36 protein-coding genes are annotated in these 23,437 nt (G+C 34.9%); 35 read left to right on the top strand and 1 reads right to left on the bottom strand.

The genetic code is table 11. The annotated features are described in order from the left end of the window. The first annotated feature begins 49 nt into the window (after positions 1-49). From rpsL to carA, 33 genes are all read left to right on the top strand, one after another. Complete coding sequence (rpsL, locus tag H4V97_RS07435) at positions 50-433, top strand: 30S ribosomal protein S12 (protein WP_007136570.1); 384 nt, start codon at positions 50-52, stop codon at positions 431-433. Positions 434-506: 73 nt separating this feature from the next. Then, on the top strand, positions 507-983 hold the full coding sequence (gene rpsG / locus H4V97_RS07430; protein ID WP_035668130.1) for a 30S ribosomal protein S7: 477 nt from the start codon (positions 507-509) through the stop codon (positions 981-983). A 10-nt stretch (positions 984-993) separates the two neighbouring features. Next, positions 994-3,150, top strand: coding sequence for an elongation factor G (fusA, locus tag H4V97_RS07425; protein WP_196849434.1), 2,157 nt, complete (start codon positions 994-996; stop codon positions 3,148-3,150). A gap of 11 nt (positions 3,151-3,161) precedes the next feature. Continuing rightward, positions 3,162-3,467, top strand: a complete 306-nt coding sequence (gene rpsJ, locus H4V97_RS07420; protein ID WP_011963470.1) for a 30S ribosomal protein S10 — start codon at positions 3,162-3,164, stop codon at positions 3,465-3,467. A 154-nt stretch (positions 3,468-3,621) separates the two neighbouring features. Beyond that, positions 3,622-4,239 (top strand): 50S ribosomal protein L3, encoded by a 618-nt coding sequence (gene rplC / locus H4V97_RS07415; protein WP_196849433.1) that lies wholly within the window; start codon positions 3,622-3,624, stop codon positions 4,237-4,239. Continuing rightward, a complete protein-coding gene (gene rplD / locus H4V97_RS07410) occupies positions 4,239-4,868 on the top strand; it encodes a 50S ribosomal protein L4 (RefSeq protein WP_035668126.1) in 630 nt (209 codons plus the stop codon). Before rplC ends, rplD begins: the two co-directional genes overlap by 1 nt. Positions 4,869-4,874: 6 nt before the next feature. After that, positions 4,875-5,165 carry a 50S ribosomal protein L23 gene (gene rplW / locus H4V97_RS07405; protein WP_035668124.1) on the top strand — a complete coding sequence of 97 codons (291 nt, stop codon included), beginning with the start codon at positions 4,875-4,877 and terminating at the stop codon, positions 5,163-5,165. A 6-nt stretch (positions 5,166-5,171) separates the two neighbouring features. Beyond that, positions 5,172-5,996 (top strand): 50S ribosomal protein L2, encoded by an 825-nt coding sequence (rplB, locus tag H4V97_RS07400; RefSeq protein WP_196849432.1) that lies wholly within the window; start codon positions 5,172-5,174, stop codon positions 5,994-5,996. 6 nt (positions 5,997-6,002) lie between these two features. Continuing rightward, positions 6,003-6,281, top strand: coding sequence for a 30S ribosomal protein S19 (gene rpsS / locus H4V97_RS07395; protein ID WP_196849431.1), 279 nt, complete (start codon positions 6,003-6,005; stop codon positions 6,279-6,281). Between the two features lie 6 nt (positions 6,282-6,287). Next, entirely contained in the window at positions 6,288-6,698 is a 411-nt protein-coding gene (rplV, locus tag H4V97_RS07390; protein ID WP_007136561.1) for a 50S ribosomal protein L22, read from the top strand. Between the two features lie 6 nt (positions 6,699-6,704). Then, positions 6,705-7,466, top strand: a complete 762-nt coding sequence (gene rpsC / locus H4V97_RS07385) for a 30S ribosomal protein S3 (RefSeq protein WP_073210367.1) — start codon at positions 6,705-6,707, stop codon at positions 7,464-7,466. Between the two features lie 19 nt (positions 7,467-7,485). Beyond that, the gene (rplP, locus tag H4V97_RS07380; RefSeq protein WP_007803637.1) at positions 7,486-7,911 is read left to right on the top strand and encodes a 50S ribosomal protein L16; all 426 of its coding nucleotides are present in this window, start codon (positions 7,486-7,488) and stop codon (positions 7,909-7,911) included. A gap of 13 nt (positions 7,912-7,924) precedes the next feature. After that, positions 7,925-8,116: a 50S ribosomal protein L29 gene (gene rpmC, locus H4V97_RS07375; protein ID WP_196849430.1), complete on the top strand. Its 192-nt coding sequence runs from the start codon at positions 7,925-7,927 to the stop codon at positions 8,114-8,116. Positions 8,117-8,133: 17 nt separating this feature from the next. Continuing rightward, positions 8,134-8,394 carry a 30S ribosomal protein S17 gene (gene rpsQ, locus H4V97_RS07370; protein WP_066081027.1) on the top strand — a complete coding sequence of 87 codons (261 nt, stop codon included), beginning with the start codon at positions 8,134-8,136 and terminating at the stop codon, positions 8,392-8,394. Positions 8,395-8,396: 2 nt separating this feature from the next. Beyond that, the gene (rplN, locus tag H4V97_RS07365) at positions 8,397-8,765 is read left to right on the top strand and encodes a 50S ribosomal protein L14 (RefSeq protein ID WP_026717863.1); all 369 of its coding nucleotides are present in this window, start codon (positions 8,397-8,399) and stop codon (positions 8,763-8,765) included. Positions 8,766-8,776: 11 nt separating this feature from the next. Further along, a complete protein-coding gene (gene rplX, locus H4V97_RS07360; protein ID WP_188049962.1) occupies positions 8,777-9,091 on the top strand; it encodes a 50S ribosomal protein L24 in 315 nt (104 codons plus the stop codon). 2 nt (positions 9,092-9,093) lie between these two features. Then, entirely contained in the window at positions 9,094-9,645 is a 552-nt protein-coding gene (gene rplE / locus H4V97_RS07355; RefSeq protein WP_104000021.1) for a 50S ribosomal protein L5, read from the top strand. A gap of 3 nt (positions 9,646-9,648) precedes the next feature. Next, entirely contained in the window at positions 9,649-9,918 is a 270-nt protein-coding gene (rpsN, locus tag H4V97_RS07350) for a 30S ribosomal protein S14 (protein WP_007136553.1), read from the top strand. A gap of 124 nt (positions 9,919-10,042) precedes the next feature. Beyond that, positions 10,043-10,441, top strand: a complete 399-nt coding sequence (rpsH, locus tag H4V97_RS07345) for a 30S ribosomal protein S8 (protein WP_099713442.1) — start codon at positions 10,043-10,045, stop codon at positions 10,439-10,441. A gap of 16 nt (positions 10,442-10,457) precedes the next feature. Continuing rightward, positions 10,458-11,000, top strand: coding sequence for a 50S ribosomal protein L6 (rplF, locus tag H4V97_RS07340; RefSeq protein WP_196849429.1), 543 nt, complete (start codon positions 10,458-10,460; stop codon positions 10,998-11,000). An 11-nt stretch (positions 11,001-11,011) separates the two neighbouring features. Beyond that, positions 11,012-11,362 (top strand): 50S ribosomal protein L18, encoded by a 351-nt coding sequence (gene rplR / locus H4V97_RS07335; protein ID WP_113636694.1) that lies wholly within the window; start codon positions 11,012-11,014, stop codon positions 11,360-11,362. Between the two features lie 6 nt (positions 11,363-11,368). Then, positions 11,369-11,896 carry a 30S ribosomal protein S5 gene (gene rpsE, locus H4V97_RS07330; protein ID WP_073210380.1) on the top strand — a complete coding sequence of 176 codons (528 nt, stop codon included), beginning with the start codon at positions 11,369-11,371 and terminating at the stop codon, positions 11,894-11,896. Positions 11,897-11,908: 12 nt separating this feature from the next. Beyond that, positions 11,909-12,091: a 50S ribosomal protein L30 gene (gene rpmD, locus H4V97_RS07325; RefSeq protein ID WP_027310825.1), complete on the top strand. Its 183-nt coding sequence runs from the start codon at positions 11,909-11,911 to the stop codon at positions 12,089-12,091. 11 nt (positions 12,092-12,102) lie between these two features. Continuing rightward, positions 12,103-12,555 carry a 50S ribosomal protein L15 gene (gene rplO / locus H4V97_RS07320; protein ID WP_066081007.1) on the top strand — a complete coding sequence of 151 codons (453 nt, stop codon included), beginning with the start codon at positions 12,103-12,105 and terminating at the stop codon, positions 12,553-12,555. A 13-nt stretch (positions 12,556-12,568) separates the two neighbouring features. Beyond that, positions 12,569-13,915, top strand: coding sequence for a preprotein translocase subunit SecY (gene secY / locus H4V97_RS07315; RefSeq protein WP_196849428.1), 1,347 nt, complete (start codon positions 12,569-12,571; stop codon positions 13,913-13,915). A 3-nt stretch (positions 13,916-13,918) separates the two neighbouring features. Next, positions 13,919-14,134 carry a translation initiation factor IF-1 gene (gene infA / locus H4V97_RS07310; RefSeq protein WP_007136545.1) on the top strand — a complete coding sequence of 72 codons (216 nt, stop codon included), beginning with the start codon at positions 13,919-13,921 and terminating at the stop codon, positions 14,132-14,134. A gap of 12 nt (positions 14,135-14,146) precedes the next feature. Beyond that, positions 14,147-14,263, top strand: a complete 117-nt coding sequence (gene ykgO, locus H4V97_RS07305; RefSeq protein WP_008992256.1) for a type B 50S ribosomal protein L36 — start codon at positions 14,147-14,149, stop codon at positions 14,261-14,263. Between the two features lie 2 nt (positions 14,264-14,265). Further along, a complete protein-coding gene (gene rpsM / locus H4V97_RS07300) occupies positions 14,266-14,640 on the top strand; it encodes a 30S ribosomal protein S13 (protein ID WP_209549364.1) in 375 nt (124 codons plus the stop codon). Between the two features lie 8 nt (positions 14,641-14,648). After that, positions 14,649-15,032, top strand: a complete 384-nt coding sequence (gene rpsK / locus H4V97_RS07295; RefSeq protein ID WP_024981527.1) for a 30S ribosomal protein S11 — start codon at positions 14,649-14,651, stop codon at positions 15,030-15,032. Positions 15,033-15,123: 91 nt separating this feature from the next. Further along, a complete protein-coding gene (gene rpsD / locus H4V97_RS07290) occupies positions 15,124-15,729 on the top strand; it encodes a 30S ribosomal protein S4 (protein ID WP_196849427.1) in 606 nt (201 codons plus the stop codon). Between the two features lie 21 nt (positions 15,730-15,750). Continuing rightward, positions 15,751-16,743 carry a DNA-directed RNA polymerase subunit alpha gene (locus H4V97_RS07285; protein WP_196849426.1) on the top strand — a complete coding sequence of 331 codons (993 nt, stop codon included), beginning with the start codon at positions 15,751-15,753 and terminating at the stop codon, positions 16,741-16,743. 63 nt (positions 16,744-16,806) lie between these two features. Next, entirely contained in the window at positions 16,807-17,295 is a 489-nt protein-coding gene (gene rplQ, locus H4V97_RS07280; RefSeq protein ID WP_209549363.1) for a 50S ribosomal protein L17, read from the top strand. Between the two features lie 415 nt (positions 17,296-17,710). Next, positions 17,711-18,811: a glutamine-hydrolyzing carbamoyl-phosphate synthase small subunit gene (gene carA, locus H4V97_RS07275; RefSeq protein WP_209549362.1), complete on the top strand. Its 1,101-nt coding sequence runs from the start codon at positions 17,711-17,713 to the stop codon at positions 18,809-18,811. Positions 18,812-18,914: 103 nt separating this feature from the next. On the opposite strand, the gene H4V97_RS07270 is transcribed toward carA, so the two are convergent. Then, entirely contained in the window at positions 18,915-20,252 is a 1,338-nt protein-coding gene (locus H4V97_RS07270; RefSeq protein ID WP_209549361.1) for an erythromycin esterase family protein, read from the bottom strand. A 401-nt stretch (positions 20,253-20,653) separates the two neighbouring features. Between H4V97_RS07270 and eno the strand changes: the two genes are divergently transcribed. Both eno and H4V97_RS07260 read left to right on the top strand, forming a co-directional pair. Continuing rightward, positions 20,654-21,946: a phosphopyruvate hydratase gene (gene eno, locus H4V97_RS07265; protein WP_209549360.1), complete on the top strand. Its 1,293-nt coding sequence runs from the start codon at positions 20,654-20,656 to the stop codon at positions 21,944-21,946. Between the two features lie 154 nt (positions 21,947-22,100). Beyond that, positions 22,101-23,384 (top strand): citrate synthase, encoded by a 1,284-nt coding sequence (locus H4V97_RS07260; RefSeq protein WP_196849421.1) that lies wholly within the window; start codon positions 22,101-22,103, stop codon positions 23,382-23,384. Positions 23,385-23,437: the final 53 nt, after the last annotated feature.

Genomic DNA, 23,437 nt, shown 5'->3' with positions numbered 1-23,437 from the left:
CCGTAAAAAGCGGGAATTATATATACATAATAAATTTTTAGTATTAATTATGCCAACAATTCAACAATTAGTAAGAACAGGAAGAACTCAGATAACTAAGAAGAGTAAATCGGTTGCTTTAGATTCTTGTCCTCAAAGAAGAGGGGTTTGTACGCGTGTTTACACTACAACACCAAAAAAACCAAACTCTGCAATGCGTAAAGTAGCGCGTGTACGTTTGACAAATGGTAATGAAGTAAATGCCTACATCCCTGGTGAAGGACACAATTTACAAGAGCACTCGATAGTATTAGTTAGGGGTGGAAGGGTAAAAGATTTACCAGGAGTTAGATATCACATCGTTCGTGGTGCACTTGATACGTCAGGAGTAGCAGGAAGAACGCAAAGAAGATCTAAGTATGGTGCTAAACGCCCAAAAGAAGCAAAAAAGTAATTTAAAAAGTTATTCTTGTGGAGACGTGATTCGTTGCGGGTAAATAAGTATGGCATTTTATTAAAAAAAAGACATGAGAAAAAGAGCGGCAAAGAAAAGACCACTTTTACCAGATCCAAGGTTTAATGACCAACTGGTAACACGTTTTGTGAACAACTTAATGTGGGATGGAAAAAAATCGACAGCGTTTAAAGTATTTTATGATGCAATTGACATCATTGAGTCTAAAAAGCAAGATGCGGAGAAACCATCATTAGAAATATGGAAAGATGCTTTAACTAACGTTATGCCTCACGTAGAAGTACGTAGTCGTAGAGTAGGTGGAGCTACGTTCCAAATTCCGATGCAAATTCGTCCAGACAGAAAGATTTCTATGGCAATGAAGTGGTTAATACTTTATTCTAGAAGAAGAAACGAAAAATCTATGGCTCAAAGGCTAGCGTCAGAATGTTTAGCTGCGGCTAAAGAAGAAGGTGCTGCTGTTAAGAAAAGAATGGATACTCACAAAATGGCAGAAGCTAATAAAGCATTCTCTCACTTTAGATTTTAATTCATAAGAAATGGCTAGAGATTTAAAATATACAAGAAACATTGGAATAGCTGCACACATTGATGCTGGTAAAACAACAACAACTGAGCGTATATTATTCTATACTGGAAAATCACACAAAATAGGTGAAGTACACGATGGTGCTGCAACTATGGACTGGATGGCACAAGAGCAAGAAAGAGGTATTACAATTACATCTGCTGCTACAACTTGTGAATGGAATTTTCCAACTGAACAAGGTAAAGTTTTACCAGAAACATTGCCTTATCACTTTAACATTATCGATACCCCGGGACACGTTGACTTTACAGTTGAAGTGAATCGTTCTTTACGTGTACTTGATGGTTTGGTTTTCTTATTTAGTGCTGTTGATGGTGTTGAGCCACAATCAGAAACTAACTGGAGATTGGCTGATCAATATAGAGTTCCGCGTATTGGATTTGTTAACAAAATGGACAGACAAGGGTCTAACTTTTTGATGGTATGTCAGCAAGTTAGAGACATGTTAAAATCTAATGCTGTTGCAATCACTTTGCCAATTGGTGAAGAAAATGATTTCAAAGGTGTTGTGGATTTAGTGAAAAATCAAGCTATTGTATGGCATGAAGAAGGACTTGGTGCTACATATGATATTGTGCCTATTCCTGAAGACATGATTGCAGAAGTGAAAGAATACAGATCGATTCTTATTGAAGCGGTAGCTGATTATGATGAGACTTTGTTAGAAAAGTTTATGGAAGATGAAGACTCTATTACTGAGGAAGAAATCAACATAGCTTTAAGAGCTGCTACTATGGATATGGCTATCATCCCTATGATTGCTGGATCTTCCTTTAAAAATAAAGGAGTTCAATTCATGTTAGATGCGGTTTGTAAATATTTGCCGTCTCCAATGGATAAAGAAGGTATTGAAGGGATTCATCCTGATGATGCTGATTTATTAGAAGAAGATCAAGTTAAAATATTGCGTAAGCCGGATGTTAAAGAGCCTTTTGCTGCTTTAGCATTTAAAATTGCTACTGACCCATTCGTAGGTCGTTTAGCTTTCTTCCGTGCTTATTCTGGGCGTTTAGATGCTGGTTCTTATGTTTTGAACACACGTTCAGGAAATAAAGAAAGAATCTCACGTATATATCAAATGCATGCGAACAAACAAAACCCAATCGATTATATCGAAGCAGGTGATATTGGAGCGGCTGTAGGATTTAAAGACATTAAAACTGGAGATACTTTGTGTGATGAAAAACACCCAATTATTCTTGAGTCAATGAAATTCCCTGCACCGGTAATTGGTATTGCAATTGAGCCTAAAACTAAAGCTGACGTTGATAAAATGGGTATGGCTTTGGCTAAATTAGCTGAAGAAGATCCAACATTTACCGTTAGAACTGATGAAGCTTCGGGTCAAACGATTATATCAGGTATGGGTGAGCTTCACTTAGATATCTTGGTAGATCGTATGAAACGTGAATTTAAAGTTGAAGTAAACCAAGGTGAGCCTCAAGTTGAATACAAAGAAGCTTTCACAAGAAGTGCAGTTCATAGAGAAACATACAAAAAACAATCAGGTGGTCGTGGTAAATTCGGTGATATCGTATTTAAATTAGAACCAGCAGATGAAGTTGAAGGAAAAGTTCCAAAAGGATTACAATTTGTTAACGCTGTAAAAGGTGGTAACGTTCCTAAAGAATATATTCCTTCTGTAGAAAAAGGTTTCAGAGAAGCTATGAAAACCGGTCCATTGGCAGGTTACCAAGTAGACAGTTTGAAAGTAACTTTAACAGACGGATCTTTTCACCCTGTCGATTCTGATGCGCTATCTTTTGAGTTAGCAGCGAGAATGGGGTATAGAGAAGTTGCTAAAGCTGCCGGAGCTGTTATTCTTGAGCCAATCATGAAAATGGAAGTTATTACACCAGAAGAAAACATGGGAGATATCGTAGGTGATATCAACCGTCGTAGAGGTCAGGTGAATGACATGGGTGACAGAGCAGGTGCTAAAACCATTAAAGCTGATGTGCCATTATCTGAAATGTTTGGATACGTTACAACGTTAAGAACACTTTCATCAGGTAGAGCAACATCTACAATGGAATTTTCACATTACGCTGAAACTCCTGCTAATATTTCAGAAGCAGTAATCAAAAAAGCAAAAGGAAACGCTTAATCTTTAAGAAAATGAGTCAAAAAATCAGAATAAAACTAAAATCTTACGATCACATGTTGGTAGACAAGTCTGCTGAAAAGATTGTAAAAACGGTTAAGAGTACCGGTGCAGTAGTAACAGGACCAATTCCATTACCAACTCATAAAAAACTTTTCACTGTACTACGTTCTCCACACGTTAACAAAAAAGCGAGAGAGCAATTTGAAGTAATGTCATACAAGAGATTAATTGACATTTACTCATCATCATCTAAAACTATTGATGCCTTGATGAAACTTGAATTGCCTAGCGGAGTTGAAGTAGAGATCAAAGTTTAAGTAGCTTACTAGTAAGAAAAGGGCACTTTATTTAAGCGAAAATTATTTTTTAAGATTAATGGAATAAATGTTATACATTTGCACCTCTTAAAAAATAGGATTCGCTTAAATGTTGTGTTCTATATTTATATTTAATAATTAATAATTAATAATTATGTCTGGGTTAATTGGTAGAAAAATCGGCATGACTAGCATTTTCGACGAGAACGGGAAGAATATTCCTTGTACAGTAATCGAAGCTGGACCATGCGTTGTTACCCAAGTCAGAACCAAAGGTGTTGACGGGTACGAAGCGTTGCAACTTGGTTTCGATGACAAAAACGAGAAACATTCCACAAAAGCGGCTTTAGGTCACTTTAAAAAAGCGGGAACTGTAGCTAAGAAAAAAGTCGTTGAATTCCGAGATTTCGCAACTGAACAAAATTTAGGAGATCTTATAGATGTTTCTATTTTTGAAGAAGGAGAATTTGTAGATGTACAAGGTGTATCTAAAGGTAAAGGTTTTCAAGGGGTTGTAAAACGTCACGGTTTTGGTGGTGTTGGTCAAGCAACTCACGGTCAACACAACCGTTTAAGAGCGCCAGGTTCTGTAGGAGCTTCTTCTTATCCATCTAGAGTATTCAAAGGAATGCGTATGGCTGGAAGAATGGGAGGAGACAATGTAAAAGTTCAAAACCTTAGAGTTTTAAAAGTAGTGGCTGAAAAGAACCTACTTGTTATTAAAGGATGTGTTCCTGGATGTAACAACTCTTATGTAATCATTCAGAAGTAATGGAAGCAAAAGTATTAGATTTCAACGGAAAAGATACTGGAAGAAAAGTTCAACTTTCTGATTCAGTATTCGGTATAGAACCAAACAATCACGCAGTATACCTTGATGTTAAGCAATATCTTGCTAATCAAAGACAAGGAACGCACAAAGCAAAAGAAAGAGCTGAAGTTGCGGGAAGTACGCGTAAGATTAAAAAACAAAAAGGAACTGGTACTGCTCGTGCGGGTAGTGCAAAGAATCCATTGTTTAAAGGTGGTGGAACAGTTTTCGGACCAAGACCAAGAAGTTATTCATTCAAATTGAATAAAAGCTTGAAACGTTTGGCTAGAAAATCTGCTTTCTCAATTAAAGCAAAAGAATCAAACATAATTGTACTTGAAGACTTTAATTTTGAAACGCCAAACACTAAAAATTTCATTAATGTTTTGAAAGCTTTAGAGTTAGAAAATAAAAAATCTCTATTTGTGTTGGGTGATACCAATAAAAATGTATATTTGTCCTCACGCAATTTAAAGGGTTCTAGTGTGGTAAGTAGCTTAGAATTAAGCACTTACGCTATCTTAAACGCTAATAATTTAGTGCTTTTAGAGAGTTCTTTAGAGATAATTGAAGAAAATTTAAGTAAATAATAGGATATGAGCATCATAATTAAGCCTATAGTAACGGAAAAAGTAACCAAAGAAAGTGAAGTTTTAAACCGCTTCGGATTCGTTGTTGACAAAAAAGCAAATAAAGTACAAATTAAGAAAGCTGTTGAAGCTGCTTATGGAGTAACGATTTTGAGTGTTAACACGATGAACGTAAGACCGGATAGAACTACAAAATACACTAAAAGTGGTTTAATCAGTGGAAAGACGAATGCAATTAAGAAAGCAATTGTTCAAGTACAAGAAGGAGAAACAATTGATTTTTACAACAATATCTAAGATAAAATGTCAGTAAGAAAATTAAAACCTATTACCCCAGGTCAGCGATTTAGAGTTGTGAATGGTTATGACGCCATTACAACTGATAAGCCGGAACGCTCTTTGATAGCGCCGATAAAAAACTCTGGTGGTAGAAATAGTCAAGGAAAGATGACCATGCGTTATACGGGTGGTGGTCACAAGCAGAGATATCGTATTATTGATTTCAAACGTACAAAAGAAGGAATTCCAGCTACAGTGAAATCGATCGAATATGATCCAAATCGTACTGCGTTTATCGCTTTATTAGCTTATGCTGATGGTGAGAAAACTTATGTTATTGCTCAAAACGGATTGAAAGTAGGTCAGAAATTAGTTTCTGGTCCTGATTCTCAACCTGAAATTGGAAATACATTACCTTTAAGTAGAGTTCCACTTGGAACTGTAATTTCTTGTATCGAATTGAGACCAGGACAAGGGGCTGTAATCGCTCGTTCTGCTGGAACATTTGCTCAATTGATGGCAAGAGATGGAAAATATGCAACAATTAAAATGCCTTCTGGGGAAACAAGATTAATCTTGTTGACTTGTTCGGCTACAATTGGAGCGGTTTCTAATTCAGACCACCAATTAGTTGTATCTGGTAAAGCAGGTAGAACAAGATGGTTAGGAAGAAGACCTAGAACAAGACCTGTTGCAATGAACCCTGTCGATCACCCAATGGGTGGTGGTGAAGGACGTTCTTCTGGTGGACATCCACGTTCAAGAAATGGAATACCAGCTAAAGGTTATAGAACTCGTTCTAAGAAAAACCCGAGTAACAAGTATATCGTAGAACGTAGAAAGAAATAATAAGATATGGCACGTTCATTAAAAAAAGGACCTTTCGTTCATTATAAGTTAGACAAGAAAGTTCAAGAAAACATTGAAAAAGGTGGTAAGGGAGTTATCAAGACATGGTCTAGAGCTTCCATGATTACTCCAGACTTTGTTGGGCAAACTATCGCAGTTCATAACGGTCGTCAATTTGTACCAGTTTACGTAACAGAAAACATGGTAGGTCACAAATTAGGAGAATTTTCACCAACTAGATCTTTTAGAGGTCATGCTGGAGCAAAAAATAAAGGTAAAAAATAAGAAGCAATGGGAGTTCGTAAAAGAGAAACAGCAGATGCGAGAAAAGAGGCTAATAAGTCTATAGCTTTCGCAAAATTGAATAACTGCCCTACTTCACCTAGAAAAATGCGCTTAGTAGCGGACTTGGTAAGAGGTCAGAAGGTAGAGAGAGCACTTAACATCTTAAGATTCAGTTCTAAAGAGGCTTCAAGAAAATTAGAAAAATTGGTTTTATCTGTAATTGCCAACTGGCAAGCAAAAAACCCTGACGCTAATATGGAAGAAGCTGGGTTATTTGTTAAAACGATTACGGTTGATGGTGGAATGATGTTGAAAAGACTTCGTCCAGCTCCACAGGGTCGTGCACACAGAATTAGAAAGCGTTCTAATCACGTAACAATCGTGTTAGGATCTATTAATAACACACAAGCAATTTAATACAAGATGGGACAAAAGACAAATCCAATTGGAAATAGACTTGGTATCATCAGAGGATGGGACTCAAACTGGTATGGTGGAAATGATTATGGTGATAAACTTGCCGAAGATCACAAAATCAGAAAGTATATCCATGCTCGTTTATCAAAAGCTAGTGTATCAAAAGTAATCATCGAGAGAACTTTGAAACTTGTAACCGTTACTATCACTACTGCTAGACCTGGTATCATTATCGGAAAAGGTGGCCAAGAGGTAGACAAGTTAAAAGAAGAACTTAAGAAAATTACTGACAAAGAGGTTCAAATCAACATCTTTGAAATCAAAAGACCTGAACTTGACGCGTATCTAGTTGCTACAAGCATCTGTCGTCAAATCGAAAGCAGAATTTCTTACAGACGTGCAATCAAAATGGCTATTGCTGCCTCTATGCGTATGAACGCAGAAGGTATCAAAGTTTTGATTTCTGGTCGTTTGAATGGTGCGGAGATGGCTCGTTCAGAAGGTTTCAAAGAAGGAAGAGTTCCTCTATCAACTTTCAGAGCTGACATTGATTATGCACTTGCTGAAGCACATACTACTTATGGTAGAATGGGTATCAAAGTGTGGATCATGAAAGGTGAAGTTTATGGAAAGAGAGATCTTTCTCCGCTTGCTGGAATGGACAAAAAACAATCTGGTACTGGTGGAGGTAAAGGTGGCGATTCTCCAAGAGGAGATAGAAAGCCTTTTAACAAAGGTGGAAAACCAGACGCTCGTAAAAGAAAGTAAATTTTTAAACTAAAGAAAAATGTTACAGCCTAAAAGAACAAAATACCGAAAGGTACAAAAAGGTAAAATGAAAGGAAACTCTCAAAGAGGGCATGAACTTTCTAATGGAATGTTTGGTATTAAATCTGTACATGAAGATGGAATGTTCTTAACCTCTCGTCAAATCGAAGCTGCGCGTATTGCTGCAACTCGTTTTATGAAAAGAGAAGGACAATTATGGATCAAAATATTTCCAGACAAACCAATTACTAAGAAACCTCTTGAGGTACGTATGGGTAAAGGTAAAGGAGCCGTTGAATATTGGGCTGCTGTTGTTAAACCCGGAAGAATTATGTTTGAAGTTGGAGGAGTACCTTTGTCAGTTGCAAAAGAGGCGTTACGTCTTGCAGCTCAAAAGCTTCCAGTAAAAACGAAGTTCGTTGTTGCTAGAGATTTCGAAGCATAATCTATATTATATTATGAAACAATCAGAAATAAAAGATCTTTCTGCAGCAGAGTTGCAAGAAAAGCTTAGCCAGACTAAGAAAACATATGCTGATCTAAAAATGGCTCACGCTATTTCGCCAATTGAAAACCCACTTCAAATTAGAAGTGTGAGAAGAGCGGTTGCTAGATTAGCTACAGAACTTACTAAAAGAGAGTTACAATAACTGTAGTCTGCTGAAAGATGGAAGAAAAAAGAAATTTAAGAAAAGAAAGAGTTGGTGTTGTTACTTCTGACAAAATGGATAAATCTATTGTTGTTGCTGAAGTGCGTAAAGTAAAACACCCATTATACGGTAAGTTCGTGTTGAAAACTAAAAAGTATCACGCACACGACGAAATGAACGACTGTAACATTGGAGATACGGTAAGGATTAGCGAAACGCGTCCTTTAAGTAAAACTAAATGTTGGAGGTTAGTTGAAATCTTAGAAAGAGCTAAATAATTATGGTACAACAAGAATCAAGACTAAAAGTAGCAGATAACACAGGAGCTAAAGAAGTTTTAACTATCCGTGTTTTAGGAGGTACCAAAAGAAGGTATGCCTCTGTTGGTGACAAGATTGTAGTTTCTATCAAAGATACAGCCCCTAACGGAAGCGTTAAAAAAGGAGCTGTTTCAACTGCAGTTGTTGTACGTACCAAAAAAGAAGTGAGAAGAGCCGATGGTTCTTATATCCGTTTCGATGACAATGCATGTGTTCTTTTGAATGCTGCAGGAGAAATGAGAGGAACTCGTGTTTTTGGTCCAGTAGCAAGAGAACTTCGTGAAAAACAATTCATGAAAATTGTATCATTAGCACCAGAAGTGCTTTAATTCGTTTTAAGATGATAAAGCTAAAAATAAAATCAGGTGACATCGTAAGAGTAATTGCTGGAGACCATAAAGGTGCTGAAGGTAAAGTATTACGTGTGTACAAAGAGAAAAACAAAGCGATTGTTGAAGGTGTAAACATGGTTTCAAAACATACGAAACCTAGTGCAAAAAGCCCTCAAGGTGGTATCGTAAAGAAAGAAGCTTCTATACAAATATCTAACATCTCTTTAATTGATCCTAAAACAAAGGAGACAACTAGAGTTGGTATTAGAGTAGAAGGAGATAAGAAAGTAAGATTTTCAAAAAAATCTAATCAAGTACTATAGTAATGGCGTATATACCTAGACTAAAAGAAGAATATAAGAGCAGAGTAATCGCTGCTCTTAAAGAGGAATTCGGATACGTAAACGTAATGCAAGTTCCAAAATTGGACAAAATCGTTTTAAGTAAAGGAGTTGGTGCAGCTGTATCTGATAAAAAATTAATCGACTATGCAGTTGATGAGTTAACAAAGATCACTGGACAGAAAGCAATATCTACTATTTCAAAGAAAGACGTTGCGTCTTTCAAATTGAGAAAAGGGATGCCTATTGGAGCAAAAGTTACTTTACGTGGAGAAAGAATGTATGAGTTTTTAGATAGACTTATCACTTCAGCTTTGCCACGTGTAAGAGATTTCAGTGGTATTAAAGCTACTGGTTTTGACGGAAGAGGAAATTATAACCTTGGTGTTTTGGAGCAAATCATTTTCCCAGAAATTGATATTGACAAAGTAAACAAAATATCAGGAATGGATATCTCTTTTGTAACTACTGCGAAAACAGATAAAGAAGCAAAGTCTCTATTGACAGAATTAGGATTACCTTTTAAAAAGAATTAAGACATGGCTAAAGAATCAATGAAAGCCCGCGAGGTTAAGAGAGAAAAAACAGTAGCGAAGTATGCTGAGAAAAGAAAAGCTTTGTTAGAAGCTGGAGATTTCGTAGGTTTGCAAAAGTTACCAAAAAATGCTTCGCCAGTTCGTTTGCACAATCGTTGCAAATTAACAGGTAGACCAAGAGGGTATATGCGTCAATTCGGTCTTTCACGTGTTACATTTCGTGAAATGGCAAATAATGGATTGATACCTGGTGTTAAAAAAGCATCTTGGTAAGACGTAATTTATTACGTACTGATACAGACTTAACATAGTTATGTCTGTATCATTAATATTTATAAATTGGTTTAAGGTTCAATAAGATAGTCTTAAAGAAAACCAAAACCGCAAATTAATACAAATGTATACAGATCCTATTGCCGATTATTTGACAAGAGTTCGTAACGCTGTGGCTGCAAACCATAAAGTTGTTGAAATTCCTGCATCTAATCTAAAAAAAGAAATAACAAAGATCTTATTTGATCAAGGTTATATCTTAAGTTACAAATTTGAAGACAACGCTGTTCAGGGTTCAATCAAAATTGCTTTGAAGTATGATAAAGATACTAAAGAGTCAGTAATTAAAGATATCCAAAGAATTAGTAAACCAGGTTTACGTAAGTATTCAGGTTCTTCTTCCATTCCAAGAATCCTTAATGGATTAGGGATTGCTATTGTTTCTACATCTAAAGGTTTGATGACAGGAAAACAAGCTAAGCAATTAAATGTAGGTGGTGAAGTAATTTGTTACGTATACTAATTAAAAGACTTATAAGATGTCAAGAATAGGTAAAAATCCAATTGTAGTCCCTGCTGGAGTAACTGTAGAAGTTAAAGACGGTATTATTACAGTAAAAGGAAAAAATGGTCAACTTACACAGGAGTTTTCGGACGTAACTGTAACAGTTGAAGACGGTATTGTTCAAGTAGACAGATCGTCTGATCACAAAGACCAAAGAGCAAAACATGGTTTGTACAGATCTTTAATCAATAATATGATTATCGGTGTGACGGATGGTTTTACTAAGTCATTAGAATTGGTAGGAGTTGGTTATAGAGCTTCGAATCAAGGACAAAAATTAGATTTAGCGCTTGGTTATTCTCACAATATAGTTTTACAAATTGCTCCAGAAGTAACTTTAGAAACTATATCTGAAAAAGGTAAGAACCCTATCGTTAAATTAACATCATTTGACAAACAACTTTTAGGTCAGGTAGCTGCGAAAATCAGAGGTTTCCGTAAGCCTGAGCCGTACAAAGGAAAAGGTGTTAAATTTGTGGGTGAAGTATTAAGAAGAAAAGCAGGTAAATCAGCTTAAAAAATAAGATTATGTCATTAACAAAACCTGAAAGAAGACAACGAATTAGATTCAGAATTAGAAAAACAATTAGTGGTACTGCTACTAATCCAAGACTTTCTGTATTTAGAAGTAACAAAGAAATTTACGCGCAACTTATTGATGACGTAAACGGAGTTACTATATTGGCGGCTTCTTCAAGAGAAAAAGAAATAGGTAACGGTACGAACATTGAAGTTGCTACAGCGGTTGGAAAACTAGTTGCTGAAAAAGCTTTGAAAGCTGGGATAGACGTGGTAACTTTCGATAGAGGAGGTTATTTATATCACGGTCGTATTAAATCATTAGCGGAAGGCGCAAGAGCGGCTGGACTTAAATTCTAATATAGTATGTCTAATAGTAAATACAAGAATGTAGAGTTAGTAAAACCAAGTGGTCTTGAATTAAAAGATCGTTTGGTAAGTGTAAATCGTGTTACTAAGGTTACAAAGGGTGGTAGAGCTTTTGGTTTTTCTGCTATTGTAGTTGTAGGTGATGAAAATGGAGTGGTTGGACATGGATTAGGAAAATCTAAAGACGTTTCTGAAGCAATTGCGAAAGCAGTAGAAGATGCTAAGAAAAATTTAGTTAAAATTCCTTTGAATGGAAAATCAGTTCCTCACGAACAAAAAGGTAAATTTGGTGGTGCACGTGTATTTTTAATTCCTGCCTCTCATGGTACAGGAGTTATTGCTGGTGGAGCTGTTCGTTCAGTTCTTGAATCAGTAGGTATTCATGATGTATTATCTAAATCTCAAGGATCTTCAAATCCTCACAACGTAGTGAAAGCAACTTTTGATGCTTTATTACAAATGAGAAGTGCTTATACTGTTGCAAAACAAAGAGGTGTTTCTTTAGAAAAAGTTTTTAAAGGTTAATTCAAGGAAATTATGGCTAAATTATTAGTAAAACAAGTAAGAAGCAAAATCAATTGTCCTCTTACTCAAAAAAGAGGTTTGGAAGCTTTAGGTCTACGTAAAATGGGACAAGTTGTAGAGCATGATTCAAATCCTACAATCCTTGGGATGATAAATAAAGTTAAACACTTAGTTTCTGTTGAAGAAGCTAAATAACAAATACTGTTATGAATTTAAGTAATTTACAACCTGCTGAAGGTTCTACTCACAATCAAAATAAAAGATTAGGTAGAGGTGAAGGTTCTGGAAAAGGTGGTACCTCTGCAAGAGGTCACAAAGGAGCTAAATCTCGTTCTGGTTATTCTAAAAAGATTGGTTTTGAAGGTGGTCAAATGCCACTTCAAAGACGTGTACCTAAGTTTGGTTTTACAAACATCAATCGTAAAGATTACGAAGGTGTTAATCTTGATACACTGCAACTTTTAGTTGACAATGGTGTTATTAAAGATACTGTTGATATGACAGTATATGTTGCTAATCGTTTGGCTACCAAAAATGAAATCGTTAAGATTTTAGGTAGAGGTGAATTGACTGCAAAATTAAAAGTAACCGCTCACAAATTTACTGCTACTGCAAAAGCTGCTATTGAAGCTGCTGGTGGAGAAGCTGTAACGATGTAATTTTTCAATTAATATGAAGAAAATTATAGAATCAATAAGTAATGTTTGGAAAATCGAGGAGCTAAAAAATAGAATCCTAATCACCTTAGGACTTCTTTTAGTTTATCGTTTTGGAGCACACGTTACACTTCCTGGAATTGATGCAACTCAATTAAACAGTTTAGCTGGTCAAACCAAAAATGGTATCGGATCTATTTTAGATATGTTTACCGGAGGTGCTTTTTCTAAAGCTTCAGTTTTTGCTTTAGGAATAATGCCATATATTTCTGCGTCTATTGTTGTTCAGTTAATGGGAATTGCGATTCCATATTTACAAAAGCTTCAAAGTGATGGAGAAAGTGGCAGAAAAAAGATTAATCAAATAACCCGTTGGTTAACGATAGGTATTACTTTAGTTCAAGGTCCAACTTACATTTATAATTTGTACCAAACCCTACCTAGTAGTGCTTTTTTGTTAGGATTTAATTCATTTGAATTCTTATTTTCATCAGTAGTAATCTTAGTGACAGGGACAATATTTGCCATGTGGTTGGGAGAAAAAATTACTGATAAAGGTATCGGAAACGGAATATCATTGTTGATTATGGTTGGTATTCTAGCTAGGTTTCCACAAGCTTTTATGCAAGAATTTACAACTAGAGTAACTAATAATAACGGTGGACCAATGCTATTGGTTATTGAAATTATTATTTGGCTTTTAGTTATTATTGCTTGTGTATTACTAGTAATGGCAGTTAGAAGAATACCTGTTCAGTATGCTCGTCGTACAACATCGGGAGATTACGAACAAGATTTAATGGGTGGAAATAGACAATGGATTCCATTGAAGCTTAACGCTTCTGGTGTTATGCCTATTATATTTGCTCAGGCAATTATGTTTATTCCTGCTGCTGTGGCAGGTTTATCAAAATCAGATGCATCACAATCAATTGTTGGCGCTTTTAGTAATATGTTTGGATTATGGTATAATGTAGTTTTTGCAACTTTAATAGTTGTATTTACCTTCTTTTATACTGCGATTACAGTTCCTACTAACAAAATGTCTGATGATTTAAAGAGAAGTGGTGGTTTTATTCCTGGGGTTAGACCTGGAGTTGAAACTTCTGATTATCTTGACAAGGTGATGTCTTTGATAACTTTTCCAGGTTCTTTATTTCTTGCTTTGATAGCTGTGTTCCCAGCAATTGTTGTAAGTCTTATGGATGTTCAACAATCTTGGGCAATGTTTTTTGGAGGTACTTCATTAATAATTATGGTTGGTGTTGCCATAGATACAATTCAACAAATCAATTCATACTTGTTAAACAAACATTATGACGGTTTAATGAAAAGTGGTAAAAATAGAAAGGCAGTAGCTTAACTTATGGCAAAACAATCAGCAATAGAACAAGACGGATCAATCATTGAAGCATTGTCAAATGCAATGTTCCGTGTAGAGTTAGAAAATGGACATATTGTAATCGCCCATATATCTGGAAAAATGCGTATGCATTACATCAAATTATTACCTGGTGATAAAGTGAAACTAGAAATGAGCCCTTACGATTTGTCAAAAGCAAGAATTACTTATAGATATTAAAGGATATTCACAATGAAAGTTAGAGCATCAGTAAAAAAGAGAAGTCCCGAGTGCAAAATTGTGCGTAGAAAAGGGAGATTGTACGTTATAAACAAAAAGAATCCTAGATTTAAACAAAGACAAGGATAGTTATGGCAAGAATAGCAGGGGTAGATATCCCGAAAAATAAGAGAGGTGTTGTAGCACTTACCTATATCTTCGGATTAGGAAATAGTAGAGCTATTGAGATTTTAGAAAAAGCTCAAGTTAGCCAAGATAAAAAAGTCCAAGATTGGAATGATGATGAGATCGGAGCAATTCGTGAAGCTGTATCAGCATTTAAAATTGAAGGAGAATTACGTTCTGAAGTTTCTTTAAACATCAAACGTTTAATGGATATTGGTTGTTACAGAGGTATCCGTCATAGAACTGGTCTTCCTTTAAGAGGACAAAGAACTAAAAACAACTCTAGAACAAGAAAAGGTAAAAGAAAAACTGTTGCCAACAAGAAAAAAGCAACTAAATAATAAGTAATATGGCTAAAGCAACTGCAAAAAAACGTAAAGTTATCGTTGAATCAACGGGAGAGGCTCATATTTCTGCTACCTTCAATAACATCATCATTTCTTTGACAAACAAAAAAGGTGAAGTTATTTCTTGGTCTTCAGCTGGTAAAATGGGTTTTAGAGGTTCTAAAAAGAATACTCCATACGCAGCCCAAATGGCAGCAGAAGATTGTAGTAAAGTAGCTCTTGAGGCAGGACTTAAAAAAGTAAAAGTTTATGTAAAAGGACCAGGAAACGGACGTGAGTCTGCTATCCGTTCTTTGCATAATGGTGGTATTGAAGTTACAGAGATTATCGATGTTACTCCAATGCCTCATAATGGATGTCGTCCTCCTAAAAGACGTAGAGTTTAATACTCAAATTAATTATAGTATAACATAGGTAGAACGTTGATTATCGAAGGATAAGACCTGAATTCATAATCTCTACCTTAAACAAATTAAAATGGCAAGATATACTGGTCCAAGTACAAGAATCGCTCGTAAATTTGGCGAAGCAATTTTCGGAGACGATAAAGCTTTCGAAAAAAGAAATTACCCACCCGGACAACACGGGATGGCAAAAAAAAGAGGAAAAAAATCTGAATATGCTGTCCAGTTAATGGAAAAGCAAAAAGCTAAATATTCTTATGGAATATTAGAAAAACAATTCAGAAATTTATTCGAAAAAGCATCAGCTACTAAAGGTGTTACTGGTGAAGTTTTATTACAATTGTGTGAAGCAAGATTAGACAATGTGGTTTTTAGAATGGGTATTGCTCCTTCTAGAAGAGGTGCTCGTCAAATCGTTTCTCACAGACACGTTACCGTAAATGGTGAGGTTGTTAATATTCCTTCTTACCACCTTAAACCTGGTGATAAAGTTGGTGTTCGTGAAAAATCTAAATCTTTAGAAGCTATCGAACGTTCTTTATCTAATTCAAGTCATGTTTATGAATGGATTACTTGGAATAACGACGTTAAAGAAGGTACTTTCGTTTCTGTACCTGCGAGACTTCAAATCCCAGAAAACATTAAAGAACAATTAATCGTAGAGTTGTACAACAAATAATAATTGACTTAGTCGAAATTTATGGCAATATTTAATTTTCAGAAGCCCGATAAAGTTATCATGATCGATTCAACCGATTTTGAAGGTAAATTTGAGTTTAGACCTTTAGAACCTGGTTACGGATTGACTGTTGGTAATGCACTTAGAAGAGTTTTGCTTTCAGCATTAGAAGGTTATGCAATTACATCTGTTCGCATTGAAGGTGTAGATCATGAATTTTCTACTATTCCTGGAGTTGTTGAAGACGTTACCGAAATTATCCTTAATCTTAAACAAGTGCGTTTCAAACGTCAAATTGAAGATGTCGATAATGAATCAGTTACTATATCTGTTTCTGGTAAAGATCAATTAACAGCTGGTGATTTTCAAAAATTCATTTCAGGTTTCCAAGTTTTGAATCCAGAACTAGTTATCTGTAATTTAGATAGTAAAATCAAACTGAATTTCGATTTAACTATCGAAAAAGGTAGAGGATATGTTCCTGCTGAGGAGAACAAAAAACAGAATGCTGCAATTGGTACTATTTTTACGGATTCTATTTTTACTCCGGTAAAAAACGTAAAATACGCAATTGAAAACTTCCGTGTAGAGCAAAAAACAGATTATGAAAAATTAGTTTTTGAAATAAAAACTGATGGTTCTATCAATCCAAAAGATGCACTTACTGAAGCTGCTAAAGTTTTAATTCACCATTTCATGTTGTTCTCTGACGAAAGAATTACACTCGAGGCTGACGAAATTGCACAAACAGAATCATATGATGAAGAGTCATTACATATGAGACAATTGCTTAAAACTAAGCTTGTTGATATGGATCTTTCTGTAAGAGCATTAAATTGTTTGAAAGCGGCTGAAGTTGATACACTTGGTGATTTAGTATCGTTCAATAAAAATGACCTAATGAAATTCCGTAATTTTGGTAAAAAATCTTTAACTGAACTTGATGAACTTGTTGCAGTTAAAAATTTAAACTTCGGTATGGATTTAGCAAAATACAAACTAGATAAAGAATAAATTACTTCATATTTTGATCTCCAAAATGGATAGCATCAAGATGAAAGTATAAAAAAACACGTCATGAGACACGGAAAAAAATTCAATCACTTAAGCAGACAGACTGCACATAGAAAATCTATGTTGGCTAATATGGCTTGTTCTCTTATTGAGCACAAACGTATTAACACTACAGTTGCTAAAGCGAAAGCGCTTAAACAATTCGTTGAGCCTTTAATAACAAAATCAAAACAAGATACGACTCACAATCGTCGTATCGTTTTTGCTTACTTACGTAGCAAATATGCCGTAACTGACTTGTTCAGAGACGTAGCAGCTAAAGTAGGTGACCGTCCAGGTGGATACACTCGTATCATTAAAGTTGGAAATCGTTTAGGAGATAATGCTGATATGGCAATGATCGAACTAGTAGATTTCAATGAACTTTACAATGGTGGTAAAAAAGAAGTTAAAAAAGCAAAAAGCCGTCGTGGTGGAAAAGCAAAGAAAGCAGATGAAGCTACTGAAGCTCCAGATGCCGAAACTGAAACTACAACTGACGCTGCTGAGTAATTATGAAAATAATCATTCAATAAAAATCAAGGATAAGCTATTATTAGTTTATCCTTTTTTTTTGACTTTTTTTTTAAATTTTAGGAGCACAACAATATATTTTTAAAAGAACATTTCACCTGTTTTTTGCTATATCTTTTTTGTAATTCTTCCTTTGTCAGAATTTCAAAAAAGGATGCCGCTTCAATCAGGGCTATTTAGAATAGATATTTTTCGTAAGAAGCTTTTCAAAAAGAAATGATCGAGTTCATTAATCCTTTTTTTTAATCCTAGCGTGAATCTGTTTAATAAATATAAATTTTAAAAACATTGCATCCATTGTTTTAATAAATTAAATTTGCACAATATTTAACTACACATGAAACGAGTTTTTCGAGTTTCATGAAACTATTAAAAAATTAATAGAAAACAACGAATGAAATATACAACACGACAAAGCGCCATTCTTCTATTAAGTGACGGAACCATATTCCATGGGAAATCTATTGGAATCAGTGGAACCACTTTTGGAGAAGTTTGCTTTAATACAGGGATGACAGGTTACCAAGAAATATTTACAGATCCATCTTATTTTGGTCAAATAATGGTAGCTACCAATGCACATATTGGAAATTATGGAGTAAATGATAAGGAAATTGAGTCTGAGAGTATTAAAATTTCAGGTTTAGTTTGTAAAAATTTTAGTTTTAACTATTCACGAGAAGATGCTTCGGGGAGTTTAGAAGAGTATTTTATAAAACAGAACCTTATTTGTATATCAGATGTTGATACACGTGCACTTGTAAGCTATATTCGTGACAACGGCGCTATGAATGCAGTTATTTGTACGGATGGAACTTCAATTGAGGAATTGAAAATAGCTTTAGCTAAAGTTCCAGATATGAATGGCTTAGAATTAGCTTCTAATGTATCTACAAAGGAGCCATATTTTTTTGGAGATGAAAATGCAACCTATAAGATATCTGCTCTTGATTTAGGAATTAAAATGAATATCCTTCGTAATCTTGCCAAAAGAGATTGTTTCATCAAAGTTTTTCCTTTCGATTCAACTTATGAAGACATGGCATCATTTAATCCTGATGGCTATTTTTTATCTAACGGACCTGGTGATCCAGAACCTTTGGCAAGTGCCATTCAAGTAGCAAAAGATATTCTTGAAAATAACAAACCTCTATTTGGAATTTGTTTAGGACATCAAGTAATTGGTTTGGCAAACGGAGTTTCGACTTATAAAATGTTTAATGGTCATAGAGGAATAAACCATCCTGTGAAAAATATAATTACAGGAAAAGGAGAAATTACTTCTCAAAACCATGGTTTTGCCGTAAACAAAGAAGAGTTGGACAATCATCCTGATTTAGAAATCACACATCTTCATCTTAACGATGGAACGGTTGCTGGTATGCGTATGAAAAACAAAAATTGTTTCTCTGTGCAATATCATCCGGAAGCAAGCCCTGGACCTCATGATTCTTCTTATTTATTTGATCAATTTATTGAGAATATTAAAGGGTAATAATGTTGTTGAGGATTATTTTATTAAATACAGAATAGTGAAATATTTAGGGATTGGCTTTTATTAAAAAGTCAATCCCTTTTTTTATATAGCTAATATCAGCTTACATACCGAATGGATATGTTTCTGGAATTTGAATTCGATCGGGCTTGATATTTATTGGGTGCAATGCGCTAGTTTCATCAAGAAATATAAAAGCATCGTATCGCTTTGGCAAAATTGTAGGAACATAATTTCCAAATCTTTCATGCTCTGGATTATAAACAACTCCTATTGCTCGATGTCCTATATAGGACGATAAACATTTTTCCTCTTTTATTTTATTCATTATTAGTAATTTGTTTTGTCCTTTGCTTGCAAGATGGAAGGAATGCTCCCAACTGCCTTCAACGGCTTCGGGGACTTTTATTTTTCGCATGGAATCTCCCCATTCTCTGCCTGCAATTACACTTCCTTTATAGGACCCAAACCCTACCGCTATTACTCCTTCAGTTGAATATTGTTCTCTCAATAATTGCCCAACATTTACCATGCCGTCAGCTGCCATATCCGTAGCACGAGCATCACCAATATGTGTGTTGTGTTCCCAAACTATTATTTTAGCTTCCTTTCCATGGAATTGCATAAGCCGTTCAATGGTGGAAACCATATGCTCGTCACGAATATTCCAAGAAGCTGAGCCTCTTTTTATCATGGCTCGATAGTATTTTTCAGCGTTTCTGGCAATGAATGCGTTTTGCTCCGTGCTCAAAACGTTTTCTGCATCATGATTATAATTGGGAACATTTTTTAATATTTCAGTAAGCAGATGAAGTATTTCCTTTTCACATAATTCTGGAACAAATGAGGAGGCTCTCGCATAAGATTGTCCTTCATCTTTGTTGTAAGGTTCGAAACATTCCATTGCTGCTTTTGCGATTGCGAGTGCTTTTGGATCATTTTTTTCTAAATATTGAACGATTGAATTCATGGATTCTCTAAAACTGTATACATCTAATCCGTAAAACCCGATTCTTTTATCAGCCGGAAGATCTACGTTATAGGCTTTGAGCCAATCTATGAATGCTGCTATTTCCCAATTTGCCCACATCCATGTTGGCCATCTTTTAAATTCATTAAGTACATTGTAAATATCTGTCCCTGAATTTGTATATCCTTTTGCAAAACGATTTAATCGATAACAGTCGGGCCAATCGCCTTCTACTCCTACGAAAGAAAATCCCTTTTCCTGAATGAGGCGTTGTGTTATTTTTGCTCTCCAAGTGTAATATTCATGTGTTCCATGAGAAGCATCACCTAGCAGAACATATTTTGCATCTCCAATAAGATCAATCAAAGGATCTAAATCGCTTAAATTTTCTAATGAAGTCGAATTTATTTTTAATAACTCTTCAATTTCCTCAGAATTGTTATGACTGTTTGGTTTTTTAGTTGTTTTCATGGCGAGTTCCTTTTCTAAGTTTATCTAATTTGATCTAAATCAAAAACTTTAGATAATATCCAAAAGAGTATGATTTTACGATCGTAAAAATGAACAACAAAAATAATATAAATTATTGATAATGAGGTATTAAAGTTTTAAATATAGTACTTTTGTAAAATAAAAAGAGATGCATTTAGTTCATTATTTTGCGGTTGCTCTATTGTTTTATTTTTGTGTATTTAATGACTTTGAAACAAGAAAAAGGTATTAAATTGTGTACGATTTTTTTTAAACAAAATATAAACTTTATGTTTTTTAAAAAAAATTACAACGTTTTCGTTAATAAGATTCATTATTTTCATTAAATGAATAGAAAAGATAGAATATATTTGTGTTTTAAAATTTTAAAATAAAATAGTATGAGTATAATTATCAAAATTCACGCAAGACAAATTTTCGATTCTAGAGGAAATCCTACTATAGAAGTAGATGTAATTACAGATAATGGTGTGTTAGGAAGAGCGGCAGTGCCATCTGGTGCTTCTACTGGAGAGCATGAAGCAGTTGAATTACGTGATGGAGGAAAAGCATTTCTTGGAAAAGGAGTTATGAATGCTGTGAATAATGTTAATAGCATAATCTCAGAAGAACTTTTGGGAGTTTCTGTTTTCGAACAAAATGTTATTGATCAAATGATGATTGATTTAGATGGTACGCCAAATAAATCCAACTTAGGAGCAAATGCCATCTTGGGAGTTTCTTTAGCTGTTGCAAAAGCGGCTGCTAATGAATTAGGATTGCCTTTATACAGATATATAGGAGGAGTTTCGGCTAATACATTGCCAGTACCAATGATGAATATCATCAATGGTGGATCTCATTCTGATGCGCCAATCGCATTTCAGGAATTTATGATTATACCAGTAAAGGCTACTACTTTTACTCAAGCGATGCAGATGGGGACAGAAATTTTTCATAGTCTTAAAAAAGTATTACATGACAGAGGACTTTCAACTGCCGTTGGGGATGAAGGTGGTTTTGCACCAAATCTTGCCGGTGGAACTGAAGATGCATTGGATACCATAAAAAAAGCGGTAGAATCTGCTGGATATAAATTTGGAGATGAAATTATGGTTGCTTTAGACTGTGCTGCTTCAGAATTTTATGTAAACGGAAAATACGATTATACTAAATTTGAAGGAGAAACAGGTAAAATAAGATCTTCGGAAGAACAAGCTGATTATTTAGCTGAATTAGCTGCCAAATATCCAATTATTTCTATCGAGGACGGAATGTACGAAGATGACTGGGATGGTTGGAAATACCTAACGGAAAAAATTGGAGACAAAGTGCAATTAGTAGGGGATGATTTATTTGTAACAAATGTGAAACGTTTATCTACAGGGATTGAAAAAGGAATTGCTAATTCAATATTAGTGAAAGTAAACCAAATAGGAACTTTAACAGAAACCATCGCAGCTGTAAATATGGCTAAAAATGCGGGTTATACTTCAGTAATGTCACACCGTTCTGGAGAAACTGAAGATAATACAATTGCAGATTTAGCAGTAGCTTTAAATTGTGGTCAAATTAAAACCGGTTCCGCTTCTCGTTCTGATCGTATGGCAAAATACAATCAATTATTAAGAATTGAAGAGGAACTTGGAAATACAGCTTATTTCCCAGGTAAAGACGCCTTTAAAATAAAATAATTTTCCCATATATTTTTTTCAAAAACCGTTCATCAATAATGAACGGTTTTTTTATTTTATTTAACATATTCATTGTGAAATTCTCTTTTTAATTAGTCTTAAATTCCCTAGATTTGGTAAATTATTATTTTTAAAAGTTTATTTCAATTATATTATGTCGAAAACAGCAATATTAGAGATTGATAGTAAGAAATTTGAACTGCCTATAATCACAGGAAGTGAAAATGAAGTTGCTATTGATATTAGTAAATTACGTGATTTGTCAGGAATAATTACTCTTGATCCAGGTTACAAAAATTCAGGTTCATGTACTAGCGAAATCACTTTCCTAGATGGAGAACTTGGAATTCTTCGTTACAGAGGATATTCAATTGAGGATTTAGCCGGAAAAGGACATTTTCTTGAAGTGTCTTATTTGGTTATTTTTGGTGAGTTGCCTACAGCGGCCCAATTGGAAGATTTTGAAACCCATATAAGAAAATACACTTTAGTCAATGAGGAAATGAAAAACATCATTGATGGATTTCCAAAAACGGCACACCCAATGGGTGTCTTGGCTGCATTGACAAGCGCTTTGACAGCTTTTAATCCGAAGTCAGTAAATGTTGAGAATGAAAAGGAAATGTATGAAGCTGTTTGTAAAACCATGGGTAAATTCTTGGTTATTGCAACTTGGACATATAGAAAAAGCATGGGCTATCCTTTAAATTATTACGATAATACTAAAGGTTATGTAGAGAATTTCATGCGATTAATGTTTGAATTACCTACCGAACCTTATACGCCAAATCCAGTAGTTGTAGATGCATTAGATAAATTGTTTATTCTTCACGCTGATCATGAACAAAACTGTTCTACATCAACGGTTAGAATGGTGGGTTCTTCTCACGCAGGTTTATTTGCTTCAATCTCAGCAGGAGTTTCTGCACTTTGGGGACCTTTACATGGAGGAGCTAACCAGGCAGTTCTTGAAATGCTGGAAGAAATTCACAGAACAGGTGGCGACGCTGATAAATATTTGGAGAAATCCAAAGATAAAAATGATCCATTCCGTTTAATGGGATTTGGTCACAGAGTATATAAAAATTTCGACCCAAGAGCAAAAATTATTAAAAAAGCGGCCGATGAAGTTTTAGCAACTTTGGGTGTTGATGATCCAATTCTTGCCATTGCCAAAAAATTAGAAGAATCTGCACTAGTTGATGAGTATTTTGTTTCAAGAAAATTATATCCAAACGTAGATTTTTATTCTGGAATTATATACAGAGCTTTAGGAATTCCTACTGATATGTTTACAGTAATGTTTGCTATCGGTCGTTTACCTGGCTGGATTGCACAGTGGAAAGAAATGCGTGAAAACAAAGAACCTATAGGAAGACCTAGACAGATTTACACAGGTCATCCTTTACGAGATTTCAAAACATCTGATAAAAGATAAATTCAATTTAAAAAGCTTCACTAATTTGTGAAGCTTTTTTTATATTTGTCAAA

Source organism: Flavobacterium sp. CG_23.5 (assembly GCF_017875765.1).
Lineage (GTDB): Bacteria > Bacteroidota > Bacteroidia > Flavobacteriales > Flavobacteriaceae > Flavobacterium.
This window is presented reverse-complemented; position numbering and strand designations above follow the sequence as displayed.